Origin of the sequence: Rhizobium sp. AB2/73 (assembly GCF_020871915.1) — a bacterium.
Lineage (GTDB): Bacteria > Pseudomonadota > Alphaproteobacteria > Rhizobiales > Rhizobiaceae > Rhizobium > Rhizobium dioscoreae.
In genome coordinates this window covers 1,278,808-1,304,394 of sequence record NZ_CP067072.1, presented here as the reverse complement: position 1 = coordinate 1,304,394, position 25,587 = coordinate 1,278,808, and the positions used below count along the sequence as shown (strand labels likewise).

Sequence of the window (25,587 nt, the reverse complement as noted above, 5' to 3'; positions counted from 1 at the left end):
TAGTTACTTCCTTAACTTGATGCTGTGGTGTTTATTTAGTGTAATTTTCTCTATGTCTGCATAGGTGTTCGATGTATAAAATATTGTCGCTGAAGCCCATGATCAGCGCCTGTCTCTTGATAATCTGGCCGAGGGCGATGATCGCCTTCTGCTGGGCTGCCTGATGGTCCGAAACTCCATGCGACAGGAGGTAGCCGGTCATCTGGTCGATCCGCTCACGAACCTCGTCACGGGCAAGGGTTACGGATTGGCCGATGATGTTGGAGTGGAACTGTTCGCGTTTGGTCAGGATGGTCCCAAGCGAGGCAGCGCCCACGGCGCCGCCGAGGTTGTGCAGCATGTTCGTCAGGCCCGAGGCCGCGGCAGCGTCCGCCGAAGCAATCCTGCTGTCGTGATCGCGGTCACGGGCGTGATGACAAAGGCCTGGCCGATGGCGCGAACGATGTTCGGAATGAAGAACTGGTCTCCGGCATTATCGGCGGAAAGCGTGACGTTCATGAAGCAGCTGAGCGCAAAGACCGCAATGCCGAAGAAGGCAAGCCAGCGCACATCCACCCGCTTCATCATGAGTGGAACAAGGGGGATCAACAGCAGCTGCGGCAAGCCCGTCGATGCAAGGACGTTGTCGATCTGCTCGGCATTGTACTTCTGCACCTGGCCGAGATATCGCGGCAGGATGTAGACTGTCCCGAACAGCGCGACACCGACGAGAATATTGGCAAGCACGCCCAGCCCGAAATTCCTTTGCTTCAGCAGCCGCAATTTCACCAGCGGCTTCGAAACCTTCAATTCGATGATAATGAAGAGCGTCAGGAACACGGCCGCGACGATGCTGAGCCTGACGATGAAGGGCGAGGAGAACCAGTCGTCCTTGTTGCCTTCTTCAAGCACGGTTTGCAGGGCGGAGAGGCCGATCGCCATCGTCACGATACCGGCCCAGTCGCCTTCGCGCAGCAATTTCAGCTGCATGGGCTGTTTGTCCAGCGTCAGGGCAAGTGCCACGACCATGATGGCGCTCAAGCCGGCATTGATGAAGAAAATCGTCTGCCAGCCGTAATTCTCGGTCGGATAACCGCCGATCGTCGGGCCGATAGCCGGAGCGAAGGTGACCGACAGCGCGAAGATCGCCAGCCTCAAGGGCTGCTGCGGCTTCGGAAGCTTCATCAGCACCATGGTGAAAGCCATCGGGATCAGCACGCCGCCGGCAAATCCCTGCAGGCCGCGAAGTAGCATGACAGCCCGCTGCGGCTCCATGGTCATCATGCCCCTGAGGAAGCCGGCCGCGAGGGGGATATTGGCAATTCTAATCGCTCCCTTATCGCGCTGCCAGCGAGGCTCCTGACGACGAGGAAATAAGAACCCGCGCGACCGAATGTGCGGCGATCTTCCTGCAGGGCTGCATTTCCGGCTCGGCTTGAGCCGGAAATGGAAGGGCCGAATGGTGTCCGCGCAATTGCGGGCAGCCTTCGGACCGGTCAAGGCGCAATGGTGAAACTGTAGCTCCCGTTGGTTTTGTGGCCGTCCGCAGAGAGCGCATGCCATTCGACCGTGTACTTGCCGGCCGGCAATTTGTCGGTCAAGGGCACCATCAGCGTGGTGCCGCTGTTCATCAGCATGCCTTCTCCGGTCTTTACGCTCGCCTTGTTGGGGCCGGTGACCTTGACGCCGCTGAATTTCAAATTGAGGCCTTCCGACAAGGTTAGGTCGAGTTCGGATGGTGCGGTCTTGACTGTGCCGTCGGCTGCCGGAATGGCCGACTTCAGATGGGCGTGTGCCATGGCCTGGCCGGCAAAGGCGATGCTGATGACGCCGGCAGCGAGGAGCAATTTCTTGATCGGGGGCATTTGGTTTCCTCATCCTGTTGATGATCCGCGGACGGTCTGCGGGTCGTGTGATGGCGATCGCTCGATCGCCGATATCCGTTACGGGCAGAGCCGGACGGAATTTCCATTTCCCAGTGGTGCTTATGCGCCACGGAATTAATCCTGCCGCAGCAGATTTCGGATCTTCTGCAGCGCGACATCGTTGTTTTCCTGATAGGCGATGGTGCCTCTGAGATTGCCGCCGGCATCGACGAGCAGCACGGAGGCGGTATGATCCATGGTATATCCACCGTCTGGGCTCGGCACCTTCTTGGCATAGATGCGCCAGCCCTTGATCGCCTTCTGCATTTCGGTGGGATCACCCGTGATCCCGGTGATGCGGTCGGTGAAATTGCCCGTGTAGCTATGCATGATCTCTGGCGTGTCGCGCTCCGGGTCGACGGTAAAGAAATAAGCTTTCAACCCATCGGCCTGCGGTCCGAGCGTCTTGAACCAGCCCGCCATGTCGTAAAGCGTTGTCGGGCAAACGTCGGGGCAATGCGTGTAGCCGAAATAGACGAGCGAGGGATGGCCCGACAGGGCCTTTTCGGTGATGGGCTCACCGCGATCGTCCGTGAGCGTGAAGGCTGTGCCGGGACCGTCCGTGGTTTGCACCTCAGGCAGCACGAGGAACGTTGCGTAGCCGATCGCGCCCGCACCTGCGACAAGCGTAAGGGCGACGATGGCTGCAACGAAACGTCGTCTATTTGACATGGGACGTCTCCTTGTTCGCCGCTATCGATCCGACCGGGAAATCGACGTCGACAGAGCCGGCTTTTTCGAATTTGAGCGTTGCTCTCACCGTCTGGCCCTGAAGGAAGGGCTCGGCAACCTTCATGAACATCAGGTGATAGCCGCCGGGTTTGAGTTCGACGGTCTGGCCGGCCGGTATCGGCAGGCCGCCGGCAAGCTCGCGCATGATCATGATCTCCTTGTCCATCTTCATCTCGTGAATCTGGACTGTCGCGGCGCGCGGTGAACTTGCAGCCACCAGCCGGTCGTCGGCGCCGCCCGTATTCATGATGGTCATATAACCGCCACCGACGGGAGCTCCCGGCACCATGGCGCGAACATAGGGCGCGGAAATGGTGAGATTGCCGATTTTGACATCGTCGGCAGAAGCGAGGGAGGAAGACAGGAATGCCAGCGCGAAAGCGGCAAGGGCAAAAATCGGTTTCCACATGATCGATATCCTTGATCCGGAAAAGAAGTGGGCAGGCGAAGCCTTTGGGCTTCGCCCGATCTCGTCAGGAAAAGAAACGCCGGAGCGGCGGCACGAAACGAACCAGGAACCGGTCGATGAGCAGCATCGCGACGATGGCGGCTCCCGTCAGCGGGAAGGCCACCCCGAAGATGATGGCGATGAGCCACAGGCCGATATAGACCGATTTCTGTGGCGGCATCGGCGGCACGCCGAGACGGCCCGATGGCCTTCGCTTCCACCACATGGTCGCAGCCGTCACGCAGCAAAGAATGATGGCCAGACACGTGGCCAGCATCAGGAGCTGGTTCAAAAGCCCCCATTCCTGTCCCTGATGGACGTTGATGCCCCATTCGATCGCCTTGCCGAGCGCCGGATACTGGTCATAGGAAATGTCGACGAGTGGCTTGCCGGAATATTGATCGATGTGGACCGTTCGCTCCTCGCCGAGGTCGCCGAAATAGTGACTTGCGGTATAGACGCCCGTCGGATCTGATGGGATCGCAAGATCGGAGCCCGCAACCATGCCCAGGCCGTGCATGATGTGGACGGCTTTGTTCAGGCCGATCGGCCTTGCGGATTGCGCTGCGGCGATATCAGAGAGCGGAACGGGCGCATTCTCGACGACCCAGCCGGCGCGGCTGACAATATCCTGTGTGACCTTCGCCGATTTCGGCACATCGTCCCACACGGCTGCCGGCGTTCCGAGATTATTCGCCGTCAGCCAGGCATTGACATTGGCGCCCCAGTAGCCGGACCATGGCATGCCGCTGAAGGCCAGGAAGAAGATGAGGATGCCGGCAACGGCCCCCGTCACGGCATGCAGGTCGCGCCAGAAGACGCGCCGGGACGGATTGCCGCGAACCGTGAGCACGCCGCCGCTCTGCTGTCGCGGCCACCACAGATAGATGCCGGTCACCACGAGGACGAGGGCAAAGCCCGCGACGATCTCGATGAGGCGATTGGTCCATGTCCCGAAATATTCGAGGCTGTGGATACGCTTGACGACCCAGCCGAATTCCTGCTTCGAGCCGACCGCTCCCAGAATGCTGCCGTCATAAGGGTTGACGTAGACGATGGTTGATTGGCCGTCCTTGGATACCGTTACCCAGGCCGAGCGGTTCGGTGCCGACGCTTCGTGATAGGAGGTTGCGCGGGTGCCGGGAAAGGCCGCGAGTGCCGCATCGGCGATTTGCTGTGGCTGTAGCATCGTGCCGGTCTCGGCAACAAGGTAGCGATGCGAATAGAAAGTGTCGGCAATCTGATCCTTGAACAGGTAGAGCGAACCGGTGATCGCCAGATTGAGCATGAAGGGAATGACGAGAAGGCCAGCAAAAAAATGCCAGCGCCAGATCGCGCGATAGAGCGAGACATTATGGGTTGCTGCGACTGCAGGCTCTGCAGCGGTAAAGGCAGACATGAAATCCTCCGAAGATCGGCAGGCTGCCGCGATCGATCTGGGGAGGGGTGGCGATGGTTCGCCATTTGAGGTGAGCTTGCTTCACTTGGGCAACCGGACCAATCGGCCCCGCCTTGTTCGGCAAGTACAGTCAGGAACACCAATCCCAGATCTTGCGACCAAAGGGTCGCGATGCGGCAGCGTTGACGGCGGGCGTCACGGCGAGGCCGCGACGCCGGTTCAGCCAACGATGTCGAGGAGGGGAGGCGCTCTCGGTCCGGTGTTCGGCGGATAAAGCTGGCGGTGGAAAGCCTCCGATCTTGCGACGACGGTTTCTCCGCGCAGGGAGGCAAGGCGCTCGCAAATGTCGGTCGGAGGCGTGGGCAGCATCGCGGCGGACGCGATCCGGCATGCCTCGCATCCGGGCGCGTAGGTTTTCCCATGCACCTTGCCGTCGGCATCCTTGTAGGTGACGCAGAGGATGGGCAGCGATCCGTCCGGAAGCCTGTACTGGGCAAGCTCGATCGGGGATACTTCGTCCGCTGTTGCCACGATCGGCTGATGGGCGAAACCAACAAGCAACAATGCAACGGCGCAAAGAATGCGCGCGCTCCACTGTCCTATACGCGAAGTTGTCTTCCGCATTCTTGTCCCCACCACCGCATTCGCGGATAAGGCCGCAGTCATAGGACAGGCCTGTTGCAAGCGCAATGCGTCAATTCGTGCCGCGGCGAAGTTTGCTGCGGCCGGTATCAGCCATGTCGGTCAGGGAGCTCGCCGGCGGCGCGTCTTGGGGAGCGCCAAATTGGCGGAGAGCTCTTGATCGTTCCGTACGGGGCGCCAGATAGGGCTGATCATTCGGATCCGTTGGTGGCGCTCTGTGGGAAGGCAGTCATGAGCAGCTTTGATGACTCACCTTCTGACCGGTGCTGTAGACGTCTCGATCCGTCAGCTTTCACGGTTCGCTTCCCTCGTTGGGTCCGTGATCTCAAGGGACGCATGATTGCATGCGGCTTGGATGACAGATTCCGGACGCAGCGATATTGAGACGTATTGCTTCAGAAGTTTGATTGCGACGATGACCTTCACGGCCCGTTCCCGCCCGAACATTTTTGCCGCACAGCCTATCAGCGAGAGGCTTGGTAAACCATTTTGCAGAGATCACATGGTATCCCAAACAGACTTTGATTATGCCGATGCGAGGTCATTCGTCGCGGGCCGTTGCCAGGACTGGGAATAGCAATGGAAACTGAAACACATTTGGTTTCGCTGATACGCGTCCTCGGCCAGGTGGCGATCATCGTCTATGCCTACTCCTGGGTCATACGTATCGTCGAACGCGGCGCTTTGAAATCCGTGGCCGTCGGGTTGCTGTTCGGGCTGGTCGGCATCCTGTCCATGGGCGATCCCATCCAATGGATGCCGGGTGTCATTCAGGATGGCCGGTCGATCCTCCTTGTTCTTACGCCGATCTATGGTGGCCTTCTGGGAACCATTGTCGCCGCGGTGATGATGGCCCTGTTTCGGTTCATGGTGGGCGGCATGGGCGCCGTGGTCGGCGTTGCCGGCATCGTGATTGTTGCGGCCGCGGGCTATGCGCTCAGTCTGTTGCCGCGGCAATGGACCGGCACGGGATGGAGGCGATCGGCCCTGTTCGGCCTGGCGACCTGCTCATCCATTGTGGTTGTCTTCCTTTTGCCGTGGGCGGTTGCGCGCGCCCTGCTGATCTCGGCGACACTTCCGGTGACGATCGTCAATATCCTCGGCGTCATGCTGCTGTCGGACCTGCTGCAGCGGGAGCAATACCGCATCGGCATACAGCGTGCGCTGGAGAACGAAGCGAGCCTCGACCCGCTCACAAGGCTGCCCAACCGCCGCGTGCTGCAGCGCGAAGGCGATCGATGCAGCAAGGAAGCGGGTACGCGGCGCATCCCTTTCTCGATTATCATGCTCGATATCGATCACTTCAAGAAGATCAACGACAGTTGGGGCCATTCCTTCGGCGATACCGTTCTCGCGCGGCTGGCCGATGTTATCAGGCAAACCGTGCGCAAGACCGATATTGCGGCCCGCTATGGCGGCGAGGAGATCGTCGTGTTGCTGCCGAACACGGATATGAGGGCTGCGGCTGCCGTCGCGGAGAAAATTCGCAAGGATATCGAGGGCACAAGCCTGATGTTCGAGCAGGAAGCCGTCCATGTCACCGTTAGCATCGGTATTGCTTGCTCCCTTGAGCCGACGACGGATTTCAAGCATGTGCTCGAGGCTGCCGATAAGGCACTCTATCGAGCGAAGGCGAGCGGAAGAAATCGGGTTGAACTGGCAGAGGCCGCATAGGCCGGCTGTCATTCTTCGGCGATGAGCACGGCGTGCTTTCCCGCATTTCCAGGCAACTCGCATGCGCGAGGATCTGCGGCAGGAAGCATCCCGGCAGACAATGCATGAGTTCGCCGCCCCCGATCCCCTCGGAGCGACCGCCGGAAAAACGCGATGTGGTTCAGTTCAGGCGGTGACGGAACATCCAGGCGGCAACCGGCATCGTCGCGGCGGCGATGGCGACCAGCGCCAGCATATCCGGAAACAGCGCGTCGATGCCGGCACCTTCGAGATAGACGCCGCGCGTGATGCTGATCGCGTATTTCAGCGGATTGATCATCGTCGCATATTGCAGGACTTCCGGCATGTTGTCGGTCGGCGACATCAGACCGGAGAGCAGCATGAACGGCATCAGGAAGACGAAGCAGAGGATCATCGCCTGCTGCATGTTGGCGGCGATGGAGGACAGAAACAATCCGAAGCCGATGGCCGCGGCGAGGAAGAGGCTGAGCCCGAGATAGAGCGTCAGGAACGAACCGGCAAACGGGATACGGAACCAGAACAAGGCCACCAGCAGGATCGTCGATGCCTGGGTAATGCCGACGATCATCGAGGGAACGGCCTTGCCGATCATGATTTCGGTCGGCGTGAACGGTGCGACAAGCAATTGATCGAAGGTGCCTTCCTCGCGTTCGCGCGCAACGGACATGGCCGTCAGCATCATCGTCATCAGCATGGTGATGGTCCCGATGAGCGAAGGGACCATGCTCCATCGCGTCTCCAGTTGCGGGTTATACCATGCCCGCGTCGTGACCCTCACGCTGCTGTTGGAGCTCCCCTTTTGCCCCAGCCAGTCGGAGGTGAAGTCGCTGACGATCGTGTTGGCATAGCCTTGCGCAATGCCGCTGGTATTGGAATTCCTGCCATCCGCGACGACCTGCACCGTGCCCGTGGTGCCGGCTTCCAATTGCCGTTCGAAATCGCGCTCGATGACGATGATGAGCACGGCTTGCTTGGTATCGAGCAAGCGGATGGCCTGACCCGTCTGAGTCAGTGTCGCCACCCTTTCGAAAATGCCTGATCCCTCGAGCTTTGCTACGAGGTTTCTCGATGTCGTCGTCCCGTCCTGGTCGACGAGCGCATAGGGAACATGATTGAGATCGTAGGTCGCGGCGTAGCCGAAGATCAGGCATTGCAGGATCGGCGGCACGACAAGGCTTGCCCGGCTTCTCGGGTCCTTCAGGATAACGAGAAGTTCCTTGCGGATCAGGGTCAGAATGCGCAGAAGCGATGCGATCAACATGGCTATGCGATCCTCTTGCGGGTCATGCGCGCGGCAAGGGCCAAAAGCGCTGTCGCCATGCCGGCAAGCACTGCGGCATTGGGCAGGATGACGCTCCAGATATTGCCGGCGAGAAACAAGGTTTGCAGCAGGGTAACGAAATATCGGCCGGGGAAGATGTAGGTGATGATCTGCACGGCCCAAGGCATGCTCCTCGGATCGAACATGAAGCCGGAAAGCATCATGGCTGGCAGGAAGGTCACGAGAACGGTGACCTGGCTGGCAATGAACTGGCTCTTCGTGATCGAGGATATGGCAAGGCCGAGTCGCAGCGCGACGAGAAGATAGAGCATGGATACGCCGGTCAGGACCAGCAACGATCCACGAAGCGGCACACCAAAGAGAAGCCGGCTGCCGACGACGCAGAGCGCAAGGCCGGCAAGCCCCAGAAGAAAATAGGGAACGGTCTTGCCGAGCAGGATCTCGGTCGAGCGAACAGGTGTGACGAACAGCGCTTCGAATGTGCCGCGCTCCCATTCCCGCGCCATGACGAGGGCGGTCAGAAGCGCGCCGATCAACGTCATGACCAGAACGACGAGACCGGGGACGAGGAAATAGCTGCTGTCGTTGGCCTCGTTGAACCACAGGCGGGATTCGATCGTGACGCCGCTGCCGCCGACCGTCCCTTTGCGCGAGGCTTCCTTGGCGGCCCAGACGCCGACGGCCGCTTCGGCATAGCTCAGCGAAATGCGCGCCGTATTGGCATCGCTGCCGTTGACGACGGCCTGAACCTCGCCACGGCCTTGAGCAACCTTCCGCGAGAAATCCGAGGGAATGCGCAGGATCGCCCGCACTTCGGAGGATAAGAGCATCCTTTCCGCCTCCGCCATCGTCTTGACGGGCTTCGGGGAGAAGTAGCTTGAGAGCTCGAAAGCGGAAGCGAGGCCGCGCGCCTCGGCTGAATTTTCTTCCATGACGACCGCGACGGGAACGTTCTTGACGTCGAGATTGATGCCGTATCCGAACAGGATCAGCAGCGCCACCGGCATGACGATGCCGATCGCGATGCTGCTCGGATCGCGCAGGAGCTGCCAGGCTTCCTTGCGGATGAGGGCGCGAATGCGGCGCAAGGCTGCGCGCAATCCTTGGCCGGAGCTGTCTATGGGCTGGTTCATGCCGCCTGCTCCATTTTCCTATGGCGCTCCTTCTCGACGATCGCAATGAAGGCCTCCTCCATCGTCGCTGCCGTCTCGCCGTGCGTTCCCGCGTGGGCTCGGATTTCGACCGGCGTGCCCTCGGCCAGGTTCCTTCCGGCATCAAGGATGATGATCCGGTCGCAATATTCGGCCTCTTCCATAAAATGGGTCGTCACGATGATGGTGACGCCCTGTTCGGAGAGGGCAGTGATCCGTCCCCAGAATTGCCGCCGTGCCAGCGGATCGGCGCCGCTGGTCGCTTCGTCCAGGAAGAGAATATCCGGCTCGTGCAGCAGCGCGGCGGCCAACGCCAATCGTTGCTTGAATCCGCCTGGCAACTGTCCGCTCGGCAGCTTTGAGAACTGGTCGAGTTCGAACTGGCTCTTCAGAGCGCCGATCCTGTCCTTTCTGCGCCGGCCGCGTAAGCCATAGGCGCTTGCAAAGAATTCCAGATTTTCGTCGACGCTGAGCTGGCCGTAGAGCGAGAATTTCTGCGCGACATAACCCAGCTTTTCTCGTGCCTTCGCGCCTGCCGTCAGCAGATTGGAGCCGGCGACCATCAAGGTGCCGCCGCTGGCCGGAAGCAGGCCGCAGAGCATCCGGAACGTCGTGCTTTTCCCCGCGCCATTCGGACCGAGGAGGCCGTAGACCTCACCTTTGCGGACGCTGAAGCTCACATGGTCGACGGCCGTGAAGTCCCCGAATTTGCGGAGGAGGTCGCGCACCTGCACAACCGTTTCATCGCCGTTGCGACGGTCGGATGGCTGGCCGGTGTGCGTCTGGCGCTCGGCGTCGCCGACGACGGCGGAAAACAGCATCATGAAGGCGTCTTCGAACCGGGCCGCGACGCTTTCGGTATCGAGCTCAGTCTCATCCAACCGCAGCGGCTCGTGCGTCTGCTCTGGCTTGCGCACGATCCGGACGCGACCGGCTTCCGGCACAGCATCCACAATGCCGGGCAGCGCGAACAAGCGCGCTTGCAGCGATCTAGCCGGCATGTCCTCCGGACCTTGTACCATGAAACAGCAGCCATCGGCCTTTGCCGTAATCTCCGCCGGCGGCCCCTGATCGAGGATTTTGCCCGCATGCATCAGCACGGCATGTTCGCAGCGTTCGGCCTCATCGAGATAGGAGGTTGCCACGATCACCGAAAGCCCGTCCTCCCTGACGAGCTTGAAGACGATCTCCCACAGCTCGCGCCGCGACAGCGGATCGACGCCGACCGTGGGTTCGTCGAGAAGCAGCAGTTCCGGCGCCCGCACCAGCGTGCAGGCAAGGCCGAGCTTCTGTTTCATGCCGCCGGATAATTTTCCCGCCGGTCGCTCCTTGAAGCGACCGAGCTGCGTCATTTCGAAGAGGCGCGGATAGGTCTCGTCACGCTGGGATTGCGTCACGCCATGCAGATCGGCGTAAAGATCGAGGTTCTCCTGAACGCTCAGATCCTCATAGAGACCGAACTTCTGCGGCATATAGCCGATCCGGTCCTGAACGCGTTGCGGTTCCCTAGCAATATCGACGCCGATCACCTGCAGGCTGCCTTCATCCGGCGCGATGAGGCCGCATGCCAGGCGCAGCAATGTCGTTTTGCCGGCGCCATCGGGGCCGACAAGTGCCGTCAGCGCGCCTTTTCGGACGTCGAGCGAAACATCGGCAAGTGCCTCCACGATCTCGCCGGTATCGCGGCGAAACGTCTTGCGGACATTCTTTGCTGTGACCGAGAGATCGCCGGCGCTCATGGTACTCTCGCTTTATTGCTGCTGCGCGGTTGCTACATTCGCCTGCTCGCCGGGAAGCGGCCGGACGGTTGCCGGCATGCCCAGCCGCAGCGCGTTATCGGGATCGTCCACGAAGACCCTGACTTCATAGACGAGACTTGTGCGCAGCTCTTCCGTCTGCACCGATTTCGGCGTGAACTCCGCAACCGAGGAGATGAAGCCGATCCACCCAGGGATCGCCCGTCCGGGCAGCGAATCCACGCTGACGTTAGCCTTCATACCGGGACGAAGCATTCCAAGCTGTGTTTCCGAGACATAGGCGCGTACCCATTTCGGGCTGATCGTCGCAAGCGAGAATGCCGCTCGCGTGGGGGAGGCCATCTCGCCGGGCTCGATCAATCTGGACTGCACGATGGCGTCGACCGGCGCTTTCAGCTCGGCATCGGCAAGCTGCTGGTGCAGAAGCGCGACGTTGGCTTCCGATGCATGCAGCTGCGCTTCCGCCTCCTGAATGTCCTCGACGCGGGAACCGGCGACAAGCAGATCGAGCGCCTTCTGATTGGCGACGACCTTGGCGTCGGCAACGGCGGCGGCAGAGCGCGCCTCATCCAAAGCCTGCTGGCTGACGGCGGCCTTGGGAGCAAGCGCGTTCTGGCGCTCGAACTGGGCGCGGGCATTGACCGCTTCCGCCTTGGCGGATTCGAGATTGGCGCGGGATTGCGCAATTTCCTCCGGACGATTGCCGTTCTTGAGGCGCTCAAGATTGGCACGTTGACTTGCTGCCTGCGCCTCGGCCTGGGCGACCTGGGGCTGAAGACGGCTCGTATCCAGCCTGGCGACGACTTGGCCTTTCTTGACTTGCGCGCCCTCTTCGACAAGGACTTCGGCGACGCGTTCGCTGCCGTTGAAGGCGAGGGTAAGTTGCCGGAAGTCGATGTTTCCATAGAGAATAAGCTCGTTCGAGCCGTTGTCCCGATGGAAATACCACCAGGCTCCGCCCGCAACGGCGATCAACAGGAGCAAGATGACGATGACGCGCTGCATGCTGTATTTGAACTCCAAAGAGATGCCAGCTTTGATGAAACGAACGGTGATAGAGATCGATCCGCGAGACACGATTATAACACTTGTCAAATTCAAATTTCAAATTAAAATTTGAATTAATAGAAGGCGAAAGCAATGGCCAGAGGCATAAGACGAACGGCGCGATCTCGAGATCGGCAGGACGGGGCTGCCACGCGGATAAGCCTGCTTGAGGCGGGCGGAGCCGTTTTCGCCGAATTCGGCTTCGATCGCGCGACTGCAAAGGAAATCGCCTTGCGTGCGGGAACGAATGCGGCGGCGGTCAACTATCATTTCGGCGGGATCGAGGCCTTGTACGAAGACGTTCTTGCCGAGGCGCATCATCGCCTGATGAGTTACGATGTGCTTGCCCGCACGATGAGCGCGGACATCGAGCCGAAGGAGAAGCTGCGCCGATTTATCGGGTTGCTGGTCAACGTCGTGCGAACCGGCAATGAGCACTCATGGCCAGCCAAGGTGATTGTCCGCGAGCTGATTGCGCCCACGCCGTACATCGACAAACTGCGGCGCGAGGAAATCGAGCCCAAGAAAGCCTTGCTGTTCGGCGTCATTGCCCAGATCATCGGCGTGGCGCCGGACCATCCGCTCGTTGCTCAGGCGGCGCTTTCGACGATGGCGCCATGCTTCATGCTGCTGGTGGCTGAAAAGCGCGTGTCCGAGATCATTCCGGCGCTTGGTCGGGAAGCGACCACGGATGAGGAGCTGGCAGACCGGCTCTTTCGGTTCACGCTTGGCGGCCTTACCCAGCTCTCCCTGCCAGTACAGGCGGCGGGATCACCGGAACAGCCGAGCTGACCCCTGGCAAATCGCGCCTCGGGAGAATGCTTCAGCCTTCGAAACCGAAACGTTCGACATCGAAGTCGTCGCCATCGTAAGCTCCGGCCTGGGCCTCCGCCATGTCGTCATGCATCGGAATGGGCGCGCTGACGAGGCTGGGGAGCGTCATGTCAACTGCCATGCCCGGCGGTTGCAAGGCCCAGGCGACGATGGCATCGGTCGACATGGCTCCGACGCCGCCGGATACGTCCCGCACGGCGGAGCTCGGCAGCCGCTCCATTGGCTGCATATTTGCCATGGCGCTATCGGCCGTATTCTTCGTATTGTCCGAAACTACGAGCTTTCCGGCGTCGTTCCGTCCCACGATCAGGCTGGCGAATACAGCGGGAGGGGCGGGTCTCTCCGGTGCGGCCGTCGGGACAACGACGATGCTGCTGGTCGGCCGCCAAGCCGGCAGCGGAACGGCATAGGCCGCAAGATCGGCAAAGGGCTGGCTCTTGTTTTCTTCGGTCACTCGCTTGCCGAGCTGAAGCTCCAGCCCGGTCAGGGCCCTGCTCCTGGGCGTCGGCAGCATGCTGGTGAGAAGGCTGCGGTCGGGCGTGTTATTGCGCGACGCTGTCGATGACCCGGCGTCGTCGTCGTCATCCATGACGGCTGCGATCCTGCTGCTCATTTGAGATGGCCGCTTTTTGGATTGGGCGACAGCCACATCATAGCCCGGCAGCGGTCTGCCATCTGCGGGCACATGCAGCGTCTGCCCATTCGGGAAAAGCCGCGCGAGTTCCTGGCGCGACATTCTCGGCCAGGCTCGCACCCTGCCGACATCGAGATGCACGAAGGGCGAGCCGGAATTAGGATAAAAGCCCACGCCGCCGATCTGCATCTGCATGGCAATCGCGCGCAGGCTCGCAAGCTTCACACCGGGAATGTAAAAATCCATCGCCTTGCCGAGCGTATGCTGGCTGTGTTTGGCAACGCCGGAGCTGCGCGAGCGGTTGCGCAGCATGCTGTTGGTCGAGGGAGAGCGGTAGGCCGAGACGACGTGAATGGCCTCGTTGGCGCCGCTGCGGCGATAGACCTCCCAGACGAGATCGAGCAATTCCGGATCGATCCTGGTCGGCTCGTTCTTTCGCCAGTCGCGTAAGAAACGATTGATTTGAGCAAGGCCCCGCGGGTCATATTTGCCGCCGCGTTTGAAGACGATGGTCGCTCTTTCCCCCGTATGGGTGAAGAAGAGCTTGAGTACCCGATCCTCGGCGGCCGCGGTGCCGGCAAAAGCACCGAGCACCAGCATTGCAATCAGCGCCACCCGGCAAGCGACGAATGAGAAAGTCGTGGCGAAAACCATCGCCGGAATGGAAAAGATCACGTGATGCACGGATACGACTTTCGCCCTTGCTAAGAGAAACAGAAATCAGAGGCGCCGCGTCTGCGGCATCGCTATACCCTCCAATTATGGTCAACAAATCCCTAACGGACCGTTTATAGACGGAAACGGCAAAATTTTGTCCGTTCGAGCGCATTCACAGGGCGGCGGAAGTCACCTCCAGCCCTGGCGACACTTATTCCGGAAAGCTTCAGCTATGCCGTTGCAATCTAGTGGGGCATCAACCACTGCCTGTAAGGCGCCGTCTTTCGAAAGCTGGGAAAACCCGGCTTTGCAAACGTTTTCGCGTGGGTTGCAAACTGCCGGCCAAGACAGCATCATCCCGCCCCATGAGTGGACAGAATCGATTTGCTCCCCCATCAAGCGGGCAGCGAACAATCAGACGTAGCGACCTGTTGCGGCAGCTCCGGCGGGCCGGACTGCGCCGTTTGACGACCATTGTCGCACCTGCCGGGTATGGCAAGACCTCCCTTGCCGTCCAATGGTACGAGCTGTTGAAGGAGGATGGTGTCAAGCTCTGCTGGGTGTCGCTCGATGCCGAACACACCAATCAGGAAGCCTTTCTGCTCGCGTTGATCGATGCCTTGCAGACGCTGCTTCATGAGGACGGCGCGGACGCCGGTAACCTGCCTGCGGCGGCATTGCTTTCCGTGCTGGCGACGCGCCTGCGCAAGATCGAGGGGCCACTCGTCGCCTTTCTCGACGATTATCATTTCGCCCAGACGGATGCGACCGAGGCGCTGATGGCGAAGATCCTCGCCGACCTCTCGCTCGAACACGTCAAGCTGGTACTGGTCAGCCGCAGCCCGCCGCGCTTTCCGCTCTCCGCATTGCGCTTGCGTGGTGAGTTCAAACAGTTCGGTGTCGCCGAGCTTGGCTTTACCGATGCCGAAGCGGGAGAGCTGTTCGCCGGTAAGGGCACTCATTTGACAGAGGAGCAGGTCGGTTCCTTCAATCGCCGGACCGAAGGCTGGGCGGTCGCGCTGCAGATGGTGAGCCTGCTCTTATCGGAATCGGAGGAGAGCGACAGCATTTTGGCTTCGTTCGACGGCGGCGGTGCTGACATGGGCTCCTACCTGTCGGAGCAGGTGTTCGAACATCTGCCTGAAGACATACGTGAGTTTCTCATCGGCACGGCCGCCCTTCCGGCCTTCAATCATTCGTTGCTCGACGCCGTGCTGGAAAGCAGAGAGCAGGCGGATCTCAGCGAGAGGTTGGCCGACTATGCGCTCCCGGTCACATTGCTGGCAGGCCCCGGTAACTGGATGCGGTTTCATCCAGTTTTCAACGAGTTCCTGAAGAAGACCGCCAGCCGCAGGGGTATCGATGCCAATCTTGCACTCAATCGTGCCGCCCACTGGTTTGAGGCGCAGGGCGACATAGATCGGGCCGTGCATCATGCGCTTGCGGCGGGCGACGCCAATCTTGCCGCGCGCATCGTCGAAACAGCCGGGGGCTGGCGGCGTGTCTATGCCACCACCCGCGGCGGCGCGACGCTCTTTCAGGCCTTGAGCGGACGCGCCTCGGAAATCGATCTCGTCCGCTTTCCGCTCGCGACACTTGGGCTCTCGATCTTCAACGCCAAGGCGGCGCAGCTTGCTGCGGCCAATCATTATCTTGTCATCGCCGAGCGGGCTGCGGCTGCAGACCCGACGTTGGCAAAGGACCTGCGCGTCGTGCGCATCCTTCTGGCGCTTTATACGGATCACTGGGCGACGGCGGCCGATCTTTCCGCCCTTGAAGATGATTTGCGGCAGCCGGATGGAATGGAGCTCATTCATCGCGCGCTGGCTCTTAACATGCTTTCCTATAATTTCCTGATCCGTAGCGAGCTTGACCGGGCGTTGCACTACGGGCATCTGGCCATTCGCGCCTTTCGCGACGGTGGCGCCGATTTCGGCGCCATGCACCTTTATACCCATATCGGCCAGGCCTTCTTTCTCTCCGGTGATTGTGCGAGCGCTCTGTCGGCCTATGAAGAGCTGATCAGCGAAGCGCAGACCAATATCGGTCCGGGCAGTGATCTCGATGCCGTCGGCCAGGTGTTGAAGGCCGAGGTTCTGTCGATGCGCGGCGAGGCGGAGCCAGCGGCGGAGATGCTCGGATGGGCGCTGCCTCACCTTGAGCTTCACGATACCTGGTTTGATCTTCTGGCTGCGGGCTTCATGGCCGAGCAACGGGTCCTGCGAATGCGCGAGGATCTGCTTGCCGCCCATGCGGCGATGGATCGCATTCGCGCCGTGGCGCGGCGGCGCGGCTTCGATCGGCTCACGCGATTGATTGACGGCGAGCGCGCCATGCTGCTCATGGCATCTGGCGATCTCGATCAGGCAATCCGGCATGCCGAGGCCAACGGCTTCGGCATGCAGGCAATCGTTTCAGATCGCGCCAATGCGCTGGCCATCCATCTGCGCGGAGCCACGCCGGTGATCTTCTGGACACGCGCCTACCTGGCTCTTGGTGAAAAGGTTAAGGCGCGCGAGGTCTTTGATCAGTTCAGGATGGGTCAGTCGCAACGTCCGCATGTCCCGCGCGCGATCGAGCTTGCTCTCATCGAAATAGGGATCCTTCTGGCGGAAGGCCGCGCGGATCTCGCCGCCGCCAGCCTTTCCGATCTCGTGTTGACGACCCCCCTCGACGACTACCGGGCGCTGCTTCATCTCGATCACTCCGCGGGACTGGGCGAGCTTCGCACACTCGCCAATCATCCAACCGTCGCAAACGTTCCTCGAAAGCGTCTCCAGTCTCTGCTCGTGAGTGGTGAGACGGTGCACGAACCGGCCGCCGATGATGGCGGCTATGCCTTTACCAGCCGGGAACGCATGGTGTTGGAGCTGTTGAGTTCAGGGCTTTCCAACAAGGAAATCGGCCGGATTCTGGCCTTGTCCGACAATACGATCAAGTTTCACCTGCGCAATATCTTTGCGAAGCTCAATGTCTCGACACGGACTGCGGCCGTGACGGCAGCGCGTCAAAAGGGCATGCTCGATCGCTAACCTACCCGTTCGGGTAGGTTTTGAGGCGCCCGCCCACCCATCGGGAAGGCTATCGACGGACGAAAAAACACCTAATCTGCACGCGTGCGAATATAGTAATGAGGGGAAGATTCGTGATCGTCGTCGATCCGGTGACGCAGGAGATTATCGAGGGCAAGCTGGCAGCCACCGTCGACGAAATGGGCGTGGTCATGGCCAGGACATCGATGAGCCCGGTGATCTACGAAGTGCTTGATTTCGCCTGCGGTCTCCTCACCCGTGACGGTGAACTCGTGGCGCAGATGAACGGCATCACCCTGTTCACCGGCACCTTCGGCACGCAGGTCAAATCGCTGATCGCGCTCTACGGCGATGATTTGGAAGATGGCGACATCCTGCTTACGAACGATCCCTATTCCGGCGGCACGCATGCCTGCGATTTCGCCATCGTCAAGCCGATCTTCTTCGGTGGCCGGATATTGGCCTATGCCATCAATGTCGCCCATTATCTCGATGTCGGTGGCTCGGTTCCAGGTTCTCTTGCGCCGAACGCCACCTCCGTCTTCCAAGAGGGACTGAGGCTGCCGGGCGTCAAAGTGGTGCGCAGCGATCGCTTCTCGGGCGAGGTCCTGCGCATCATCCGCGAGAATGTCCGTCTGCCCGAAGTCGCGATCGGCGACCTCACGGCTCAGGTGGCGACCGTCCGTGTTGCTGCGCGCCGGATGGGCGAGCTTGCGCAGAAATATGGCACCGATGTCGTCGAAGCCGCGTTTAATCACCTCCTGTCGGTCAGCGAGAAGCAGGCGCGCGCCGCCATAGCCGCATTGCCGGACGGGATCTATGAGGCGGAAGATATCATTGACGGCGATGGCGTCACTACCGATCCTATTTCGGTCAAGGTTGCTGTCACGATTACCGGAGATCGCCTGACGGCGGATTTCACCGGTTGCCCGCCGGCCGTCGCAGGCCCGATCAATTGTGCGGCGGGCGCGCTGCAGTCGGCGGTGCGCACCATCTTCAAGGCGCTGGTCGGACCACAGGCACCCTCCAATGAGGGCTGGTTCCGGCCGCTCTCCGTCATCGCGCCCAAGGGTTCGGTTTTCACCGCCGAGAAGCCTTTTCCGACGGGCTGGTATTATGAGGGTTCGGTGCATGCTTCCGAACTCGTCTGGAAGGCCCTTGCAAAGCTTATGCCTGAGCGCTTTTCCGCCGGTTCCTATACAAGCCTCTGCGTCCTCTATGTTTCCGGCAAGGACGAGGCGGGGCAGCCATTCATCCATATCGAGCCGCAACACGGCGGCTGGGGCGCGAGCAGGGACGGCGATGGCGCCAACGCGCTGATCGCGCTTACCGATGGCGATACCTACAATTATTCCGTCGAGGTCATCGAAGCGCGCTTTCCCTTGCTCGTGCGCCGTTATGGGTTGAACGTGGAAGGGGGATCTGGTGCCGGCCGCCGTCGCGGCGGTTTCGGTGTCATTCGCGATTATGAAATCCTCGGAGACGGTGCTTCCGCCTATTGCAGTTTTGGGCGGACCGACACGCCTCCCTGGGGAATAGAAGGTGGAAAATCCGGCAGCATCAATCTTCTGCAGCTGAAAGAGAGCGGCGGAAAGGTCCGTAATTTCGGCCGCGAGCCGCATATAGGGCTGAACCGAGGCGATCTCGTGCGGATCATCACGGGCGGCGGTGGCGGCTGGGGGGACCCGCGTGCTCGCGAACGGGAACAGGTCCGCCGCGATGTCGAAGATGGCTATATCACCAGCGAGGTGGCGCGCAGCCTCTATGGATATGAAGAAGGTATGATGTCATGATCAGACTGGCGACGGATGTAGGCGGTACCTTTACCGACCTCGTCGGTTATGATGAGCGCACGGGCGAGATCTTTACCGCCAAGAGCCTGACGACCGTTAACGACCAATCCGAAGGTGTGCTTGCGGCAATCGAGCTTGCCGAGAAGAAGGACGGGCTTTCGGCGCGCGACGTGATTTTCTTCGCGCATGGCGGGACAACCGTCATCAACGCGATTACGGAGCGAAAGGGCGTCCGCACTGCGCTCGTGACGACCGCCGGCTTTCGCGACGTCTTGGAAATCGGCCGCGGCAATCGCCCCGATCTCTACAATCTCCAGTTCAAGAGCCCGGAAGCATTTGTGCCGCGCAGCCTGCGCTTCGAGGTGCGCGAACGCATGGATGCCAAAGGCCGGGTGCTGACGCCCGTCGAGCTTGGCGATATCGAGCCGATCGTCCGTGAATGCCGCGCTCGCAAGGTCGAGGCGGTCGCCGTCGTCTTCCTCCACAGCTATGCCAATCCCGAGCATGAGATCGCCTGTGCCAAGGCGATCGCCGAAGCGCTGCCGGATGTCACGGTTTGCGCCAGCCATGAGGTTTCCCGTCAATGGCGGGAATATGAACGCTCCAATACGGCCGTGCTTAACGCATATGTACAGCCGATCATCAAGCGCTATTTTGCGCGGCTCGAAAGCGCGCTGACCGAGCGCGATCTCACCTGCCCCTATTATGCCATGCAGTCGAACGGCGGCATCTCCACCTTCGATCAGGCGCAGATGAGCCCGCTGACATTGGTCGAATCCGGGCCGGCCGGCGGTGTGGCGGGTGCCGCGCGTATCGGCACCGTGCTTGGCGAATCCGAAGTGCTGTCGCTCGACGTCGGTGGCACGACGGCGAAATGCTCGCTGATCCACGATAGCCGCCCGACGCTCGACAGCGAATACAAGCTCGAGCACACCCGCATCGCACCCGGCTATCCGGTGCAGGTGCCGGTGGTCGATATCGTCGAAATCGGCGCCGGCGGCGGCTCGATTGCGCGCATCGACGAGCGCGGAGCGCTCTGCGTCGGCCCGGAAAGTGCTGGCTCGACACCCGGGCCTGCCTGCTATGGCCGTGGCGGCGACAAGCCGACGCTATCCGATGCCTTGCTGACGCTTGGCATCTTCGATCCGGCAAGCTTCGCCGGCGGCCAGATGCAGCTCGACAAGTCCAAAGCTGCGACGGCAATCGCGACGGTTGCCAAGCCGATGGAGCTATCGGTCGAGGATGCGGCGCTCGCGATCGTCGAGATCGCGCATGCGTCGATGATCAACGCGTTGAAGCTGGTAACCGTCCAGCGCGGACACGATCCGCGCGACGCCGCTTTCGTCATTTCCGGGGGCGCGGGGCCGGCGCTTGCCGCCCGCCTCGGGCGCGATCTCGGCGTTAAGATGACTGTGGTGCCGCCGCATCCCGGCATCTTTTCGGCCTGGGGAATGCTGGCGGCGGAGCCACGGGCCGATTTCCGCAGCACGTGGTTCTCGCCCCTTGGTCCTGAAGCCGTCGGCAATCTGAAGCGTCGCTTCGACGAGCTGAAGCGTGAGGCAGTCAGATATTTCTCCAAAGGCGATGCGGCGGAGATACGCTACGCCTGCCGCGTCGAAGCCCGGTATCGCGGACAGGAGCACGGCGTCTTCGCCCCCTTCGAAATGGAGGACGATGCCGAAAGCTTTGCGGAACGCTTCCACGCCGCGCATGAGCGCGCCTATACCTTCTGTCTGCCCGGTTCGCCGGTCGAGATTACCATGATCCATCTGGAGGCAGTGCTCCACGGCCCGGTCATCGCCATTCCGAAACTCGATGGCGCCGGCCGGTCGCTGGATGCAGCCTTCAAGGGGCGTCGCGAGGTCTATTTCGGCGGAACGACCGGTTGGGTGTCCTGCCCCGTCTACGAGCGCACTCGGCTCCCGTCTTCCGAGAGGATTGCCGGCCCGCTCATCATCGAGGAGGCAACCGCGACGTCGCTGGTTGTTGCCGGACAGGAAATGGAAGTGAGCGAGGAAGGCTTGCTGCTCATCCGCGAATGTGATGGGGGACGCGTCTAGTATGGCGATAGCGATCGGTCTCGACCATATCGTCAGAAATTACGGGCCGACGCGCGCCGTCGACGACGTGACGCTCGACATCAGGGCAGGGGAGTTCTTTACGCTGCTCGGCTCGTCCGGTTGCGGCAAGAGCTCTCTGCTGAAGCTGATCGGCGGCTTCGACAAGCCCACCTCGGGCCGTGTGCTTTTCGATGGAAGGGACATGGCCGATGTTCCGGCCAACCGCCGGCCGGTGAATACCGTTTTCCAGTCGCTCGGGCTCTTTCCGCATATGAATGTCGCCCAGAATATCGGCTATGGGCTGAAGCTGCGCGGGTTGTCCGGTGCCGCCCTGAAAGGCAAGGTCGATGGCGCACTGGACCTCGTCGAACTTTCGGGTTTTGCGGATCGCGACGTCAATCTTCTCTCAGGCGGCCAGCGCCAGCGCGTTGCGCTGGCTCGCGCGCTCGTCATGGAACCGGGCATTCTTCTGCTCGACGAACCTCTGACCGGGCTTGACGAGCGGTTGCGCCAGCAGATGCGCGACGAATTCGGCCGCCTTCACAAGCGTACCGGTGCTACCTTTATCCTCGTCACCCACAATCAGGACGAGGCGCTCAGCCTTTCCGATCGGATGGCTGTCATGCATAAGGGGCGGATTGAGCAGACCGACGTGCCGTCGCGCTTCTTCGAGGCACCGGCCAATGCCTTCGTTGCCCGTTTTGTCGGCATCGATACGCTACTCAGGCCCGAAAGCATTTCGGTTTCGGACGGCAGGGCTCTCGTTACGATTGCGGGACAGCGCATCGGTGCTAGCTTTTCCGGAGCGGCGCCTCCGTCCGATGCGCTTGTCGCAATCCGCCCAGACCGAATTGAGCTGACCCCGGCTGCCAAAGAGGCTGCCGAAATAATTGAACTTAAGGTTGTTGAAAGCATCTATCGCGGACTCAGCCATGACGTTACGCTCGCTTTCGCCGACAGCCAGCGCATGGTGTTAACGACTAGCGCGGACGCAACTCCGCCCTTGCCGGGTGAAAGCGTGCGCGTGTGTCTGAAGCCGGGCGCTGCGCTCCTGATCGATCGTTCCGGAATACCGGCTCTGGCTGGAGGCGATGAGTAGAACCCGAATAGCCGACACAAGCTAAAAATGAGGGAAGGGAATGACACGATGAACAAAAGCAATGATCTCGTCTCCTCCGCCTTGAGGAGTAACATGCAGCGCCGTGACATGCTCAAGCTGATGGGTGCGGGTGCGGCCGCACTCACCGTCGGCGGGCTTTCTGCAACGAGTGCCATGGCCGATGATGCTACGGTTGCATTCTGGGGCACCGCCACGCTCGATATCGGCGACAAATGGCAGGAGTTTACTCGCCAAAGTGGCGTTTCGCCTGAGTTTACCGATAACGGCAACGATGTCGGGCCGGTGGTCGCGCGCCTTGCCGCCGGCAATGCCAACGATCTCTTCGATGTCGGCGGCTTTCAGGGCGGCGCCGAGCGCGAACTCGCCAAGCAGGGCCTGATTGCCCCCTGGGACGTCTCCAAGATCCCGAATTTCGCCGGCATCTGGCAATGGGCCAAGGATATCCCGACCTTGACCTATGAGGGTAAGCAGTACGGTATTCCCACCGTCGTCAATGCCGACTCCATCATTTATCGCCCCGACAAGCTCGGCAAGGTCGACAGCTACGGTGTCATCTTCGACCCCAAGCTCAAGGGCCGCGTCGCGATGGAAGATGCGTGGATCAACAGTGCCATCTTCACCGCCATCTATCTGAAGGAAGCTGAGAACAAGCCGATCAAGGAGCCGGGCAACCTGACGGAATCCGAGCTCGGCCTCGTCATGGAGTTTCTGATCAAGCACAAGAAGGATGGGCAGTTCCGCACTTTCTGGAACGGCTGGGAACAGGGCGTGCAGCTGGTGGCGAACGAGGAAGTCGATGCCATGACCGGCTGGGAGCCGATCGTCTATGAAGGCCGCAAGCGCGGGCTGCAAGTGGAATATGCAGCTCCCGTCGAAGGCTACGAAGGCTGGGGCAACAATACGGTACTGCTGAAGGGTGCCGCGGAGCGCGGCAAGGCCGACGTTGCCCATAAGTTCGTCGATGGCCTGCTTGCCGGCCTCTACGGTTGCGAGCTCGGCAAGGCGCGCGGCTATCTCGTGCCGACCGACAACAACCTCGCTTACGCCAAGGCTCATCCCGATGAATACAAGGCCGACGACGTCGCCAAGCTCGCCGACCATGTGAAGGCCAAGTTCTCCGGAAAGGTCTACTGGCAGAATTGCCGCCCGGACAATTTCCAACTCTACGAAGAGTGGTGGCAGAAGTTGCGCAACGCCTGATTTGAAGTGATGGACCGGGGCTGGCGCATCTGTCGAAGGACAGGCCGGCCCCGAGCCGATGGGATCAACGCCGAGAAAAGGAGGGTTAGACGATGAAGACACGAGTTCTATTGCTTGCTGCTCCGCTTGCGGCGATCCTCGTGCTCGGCCTTGCGCCGCTCGTTCTTGTCGTGGTCTGGAGCTTCTGCGCCTGGGATTCCGCCACCTACTGGATCAAGCCGGAATTCAGCCTCGCCGCTTACGGCGCCATTCTGGAGGCCGGGCGCTGGAGCGTGTTCCTGTCCACCCTTGGCAAGGCGTTCCTGACGTCAGTTATCTGCCTCGTCATCGCCTATCCAACCGCCTATGCGATGTATTTCCTGGCCGGCCGCACCCTGTCTGTCGTGCTTGCGGCCCTGCTTACCATTCCGTTTTTCACGTCCTATCTAATTCGCTCCTTCTCCTGGCGGCTGCTGCTCGGCCGCACTGGTGTCATCAACACGCTTCTGCAGCAGGCCGGCATCACCGATGCGCCGCTCGACTGGCTGCTGTTCAGCGATTTTGCTGTCATTGTCGGACTGATCGCCTCCTACCTGCCGTTCGCAACCTTCCCCATCCTGCTTTCCATGCGCCGCGTCGATCCGATCGCGCTGGCGGCGTCGCGCGATCTCGGTGCCGGATTCTGGACGATGGTCCGCACGGTATTGCTGCCGCTGACCTATTCCGGCCTCTTCGCCGGCTTCCTGTTCGTCTTCGTCATGGTTGCCGGCTCCTCGACGGAGGTGCAGATGCTCGGCGGCGCCGGCGCTTCAATCGTCTCGGTGATGATCAACGACGTCATGCGCGTTGCCAATTTTCCGCTCGCCTTTGCGATTTCGACGCTGATGCTCGTCATCGTCTTTGGGCTGGTGCTGATCGGGGATGCCCTGTTCGGCCTCTCCTCGCTATTCGAGGAGCGAGGCCAATGATCGTCAGGGAAGGAACGACCCCGCGCATCGTCATCTGGGCGCTGACCATCTTCGGCCTCATGGTGATCTATGCGCCGCCGCTTTACCTGCTCGGTGTCTCGTTCAATCCTGCACTGCAGCCGGGGCTGCCGCATTTCTCCGACATCACCCTGAAATGGTACCTTGCACTCGGTTCCGAAAGCGCGCTCGTCGCCGCGCTCGGCCAGTCGATCGCCATTGCGCTTACGACGGCTGTCATTGCGACGCTGCTGTCGCTCGGCGCGGCGCTGGCGCATCGCGAGCTTCATCGCGGACGCAGCCTGTGGTTTTTGACTGTGCTGCTGCCGATGTTCGTACCGGGCGTCATCCAGGGGCTGGCGTTATCGACGGTGATCAGCCGCGCCGGTGTGAAGGCATCGGCTTTGACTGTCATTGCCGGCCATCTTCTATGGGCAATGCCCTTCGCCTTTATCGTCATCCTGACGAGCTTTGCCGCGGTCAAGCGGACCTACCTGATGGCGGCGGACGATCTCGGTGCCGGACGCTTCCGGCAGTTTTGGGATATTACCCTGCCATTGATCCGACCGGGTCTCGTCAGTGCTTTCATCTTTTCGTTCCTGCTGTCCCTTAACGAATTCACACGCGCCTTCTATCTGGCAGGCCGCCAGAACACCTTGCCGGTCGTGCTGTTCGGCAAGATGAATGCCGGTGCGTCGCCGACAATCTATGCGATGTCCGGCGCAATCTTCCTTGTTTCCAGCGTCTGTGTGGTGGCCGCGGCACTGCGTTCGCTGCTCATGCAACGCCGAGTGGGGTGATCGATATGCAAATAGGACTGACAGGTCGCAAGTTCCGCCCGCCCTTAGACCTCCATCAACGGGAGTATAGAGGATGAAACAAGAGTCGAAACTGATGGCGCTGATCCGCGCGGGAAAGAGGCAGGAGGCGCTTGACATGGTCGAGCGGCTGAAGGCGGCGACGCAATTGCTGCCGACGTCTATCAAGGTGGATCGGACAGGCGCCGTCACCTATTACAAAGGAAACTGCCGTTTCGTGAGAAACATTCAGGGCGGCTGGGATCTGGTGCCGAAGAAGAAGTAGATGTCTGCTGTTGATCTGGGCATCCAACAGGCCGGCGCTGTCGAAGGCGCGGCGGTTGGAAAGGACAGATTTCCATCGACTGCAAATGGAAGGTCATGGTGCCAATATTCTGTTTGGCAAGCTTTTCATGCTCGGAATTTTGCCAAGACAGGTATTCCCCAGTGAAATAATGA

Annotated in this window: 21 protein-coding genes and 1 pseudogene; 11 read left to right on the top strand and 11 right to left on the bottom strand. The window is 60.7% G+C overall.

What is annotated here, in order from left to right:
• Positions 1–85 precede the first annotated feature (85 nt).
• The 6 genes and pseudogenes from I8E17_RS25750 to I8E17_RS25725 all read right to left on the bottom strand — a co-directional run.
• Positions 86–1,263: pseudogene (locus I8E17_RS25750) on the bottom strand (DHA2 family efflux MFS transporter permease subunit); the annotation flags it as partial.
• A 212-nt stretch (positions 1,264–1,475) separates the two neighbouring features.
• Positions 1,476–1,844 carry a copper homeostasis periplasmic binding protein CopC gene (gene copC, locus I8E17_RS25745; protein ID WP_113366204.1) on the bottom strand — a complete coding sequence of 123 codons (369 nt, stop codon included), beginning with the start codon at positions 1,842–1,844 and terminating at the stop codon, positions 1,476–1,478.
• Between the two features lie 135 nt (positions 1,845–1,979).
• Entirely contained in the window at positions 1,980–2,576 is a 597-nt protein-coding gene (locus I8E17_RS25740; RefSeq protein ID WP_069610167.1) for an SCO family protein, read from the bottom strand.
• Positions 2,566–3,045 (bottom strand): copper chaperone PCu(A)C, encoded by a 480-nt coding sequence (locus I8E17_RS25735; RefSeq protein ID WP_069610166.1) that lies wholly within the window; start codon positions 3,043–3,045, stop codon positions 2,566–2,568. The genes I8E17_RS25740 and I8E17_RS25735 overlap by 11 nt, the downstream gene beginning before the upstream one ends.
• Positions 3,046–3,109: 64 nt before the next feature.
• The gene (locus tag I8E17_RS25730; RefSeq protein WP_069610165.1) at positions 3,110–4,483 is read right to left on the bottom strand and encodes a PepSY domain-containing protein; all 1,374 of its coding nucleotides are present in this window, start codon (positions 4,481–4,483) and stop codon (positions 3,110–3,112) included.
• 219 nt (positions 4,484–4,702) lie between these two features.
• Positions 4,703–5,107, bottom strand: coding sequence for a hypothetical protein (locus tag I8E17_RS25725; RefSeq protein WP_069610164.1), 405 nt, complete (start codon positions 5,105–5,107; stop codon positions 4,703–4,705).
• Between the two features lie 597 nt (positions 5,108–5,704).
• Here I8E17_RS25725 and I8E17_RS25720 point away from each other — a divergent pair.
• The gene (locus I8E17_RS25720; protein ID WP_069610163.1) at positions 5,705–6,799 is read left to right on the top strand and encodes a diguanylate cyclase; all 1,095 of its coding nucleotides are present in this window, start codon (positions 5,705–5,707) and stop codon (positions 6,797–6,799) included.
• 160 nt (positions 6,800–6,959) lie between these two features.
• On the opposite strand, the gene I8E17_RS25715 is transcribed toward I8E17_RS25720, so the two are convergent.
• From I8E17_RS25715 to I8E17_RS25700, 4 genes are read right to left on the bottom strand one after another with little or no spacing between them, the layout of a single operon-like run.
• The gene (locus tag I8E17_RS25715; RefSeq protein ID WP_083258018.1) at positions 6,960–8,081 is read right to left on the bottom strand and encodes an ABC transporter permease; all 1,122 of its coding nucleotides are present in this window, start codon (positions 8,079–8,081) and stop codon (positions 6,960–6,962) included.
• 2 nt (positions 8,082–8,083) lie between these two features.
• Positions 8,084–9,235 carry an ABC transporter permease gene (locus I8E17_RS25710; RefSeq protein WP_219511650.1) on the bottom strand — a complete coding sequence of 384 codons (1,152 nt, stop codon included), beginning with the start codon at positions 9,233–9,235 and terminating at the stop codon, positions 8,084–8,086.
• Positions 9,232–10,992 carry an ATP-binding cassette domain-containing protein gene (locus I8E17_RS25705; RefSeq protein WP_069610161.1) on the bottom strand — a complete coding sequence of 587 codons (1,761 nt, stop codon included), beginning with the start codon at positions 10,990–10,992 and terminating at the stop codon, positions 9,232–9,234. Before I8E17_RS25705 ends, I8E17_RS25710 begins: the two co-directional genes overlap by 4 nt.
• Positions 10,993–11,004: 12 nt before the next feature.
• Entirely contained in the window at positions 11,005–12,015 is a 1,011-nt protein-coding gene (locus tag I8E17_RS25700) for an efflux RND transporter periplasmic adaptor subunit (RefSeq protein WP_069610160.1), read from the bottom strand.
• A gap of 135 nt (positions 12,016–12,150) precedes the next feature.
• Between I8E17_RS25700 and I8E17_RS25695 the strand changes: the two genes are divergently transcribed.
• Positions 12,151–12,849, top strand: coding sequence for a CerR family C-terminal domain-containing protein (locus I8E17_RS25695; RefSeq protein WP_069610159.1), 699 nt, complete (start codon positions 12,151–12,153; stop codon positions 12,847–12,849).
• A 31-nt stretch (positions 12,850–12,880) separates the two neighbouring features.
• On the opposite strand, the gene I8E17_RS25690 is transcribed toward I8E17_RS25695, so the two are convergent.
• A complete protein-coding gene (locus I8E17_RS25690) occupies positions 12,881–14,209 on the bottom strand; it encodes a DUF882 domain-containing protein (RefSeq protein ID WP_229002164.1) in 1,329 nt (442 codons plus the stop codon).
• A 437-nt stretch (positions 14,210–14,646) separates the two neighbouring features.
• Between I8E17_RS25690 and I8E17_RS25685 the strand changes: the two genes are divergently transcribed.
• The 9 genes from I8E17_RS25685 to I8E17_RS25645 all read left to right on the top strand — a co-directional run bounded on the left by I8E17_RS25685 (position 14,647) and on the right by I8E17_RS25645 (position 25,579).
• Entirely contained in the window at positions 14,647–17,214 is a 2,568-nt protein-coding gene (locus I8E17_RS25685; protein ID WP_229002163.1) for a LuxR C-terminal-related transcriptional regulator, read from the top strand.
• Positions 17,215–17,312: 98 nt separating this feature from the next.
• Positions 17,313–19,007 (top strand): hydantoinase B/oxoprolinase family protein, encoded by a 1,695-nt coding sequence (locus I8E17_RS25680; RefSeq protein ID WP_069610157.1) that lies wholly within the window; start codon positions 17,313–17,315, stop codon positions 19,005–19,007.
• Positions 19,004–21,067: a hydantoinase/oxoprolinase family protein gene (locus I8E17_RS25675; RefSeq protein WP_069610156.1), complete on the top strand. Its 2,064-nt coding sequence runs from the start codon at positions 19,004–19,006 to the stop codon at positions 21,065–21,067. The genes I8E17_RS25680 and I8E17_RS25675 overlap by 4 nt, the downstream gene beginning before the upstream one ends.
• A 1-nt stretch (position 21,068) precedes the next feature.
• Positions 21,069–22,166: an ABC transporter ATP-binding protein gene (locus I8E17_RS25670; protein ID WP_069610155.1), complete on the top strand. Its 1,098-nt coding sequence runs from the start codon at positions 21,069–21,071 to the stop codon at positions 22,164–22,166.
• A gap of 48 nt (positions 22,167–22,214) precedes the next feature.
• Positions 22,215–23,387 carry a substrate-binding domain-containing protein gene (locus tag I8E17_RS25665; RefSeq protein WP_069610154.1) on the top strand — a complete coding sequence of 391 codons (1,173 nt, stop codon included), beginning with the start codon at positions 22,215–22,217 and terminating at the stop codon, positions 23,385–23,387.
• A gap of 92 nt (positions 23,388–23,479) precedes the next feature.
• A complete protein-coding gene (locus I8E17_RS25660) occupies positions 23,480–24,334 on the top strand; it encodes an ABC transporter permease (RefSeq protein WP_069610153.1) in 855 nt (284 codons plus the stop codon).
• On the top strand, positions 24,331–25,131 hold the full coding sequence (locus tag I8E17_RS25655; RefSeq protein ID WP_069610152.1) for an ABC transporter permease: 801 nt from the start codon (positions 24,331–24,333) through the stop codon (positions 25,129–25,131). The genes I8E17_RS25660 and I8E17_RS25655 overlap by 4 nt, the downstream gene beginning before the upstream one ends.
• Positions 25,132–25,204: 73 nt before the next feature.
• Positions 25,205–25,414 (top strand): hypothetical protein, encoded by a 210-nt coding sequence (locus tag I8E17_RS25650; protein WP_069610151.1) that lies wholly within the window; start codon positions 25,205–25,207, stop codon positions 25,412–25,414.
• Positions 25,415–25,579 (top strand): hypothetical protein, encoded by a 165-nt coding sequence (locus I8E17_RS25645; RefSeq protein WP_229002162.1) that lies wholly within the window; start codon positions 25,415–25,417, stop codon positions 25,577–25,579.
• The last annotated feature ends 8 nt before the right edge of the window (positions 25,580–25,587 follow it).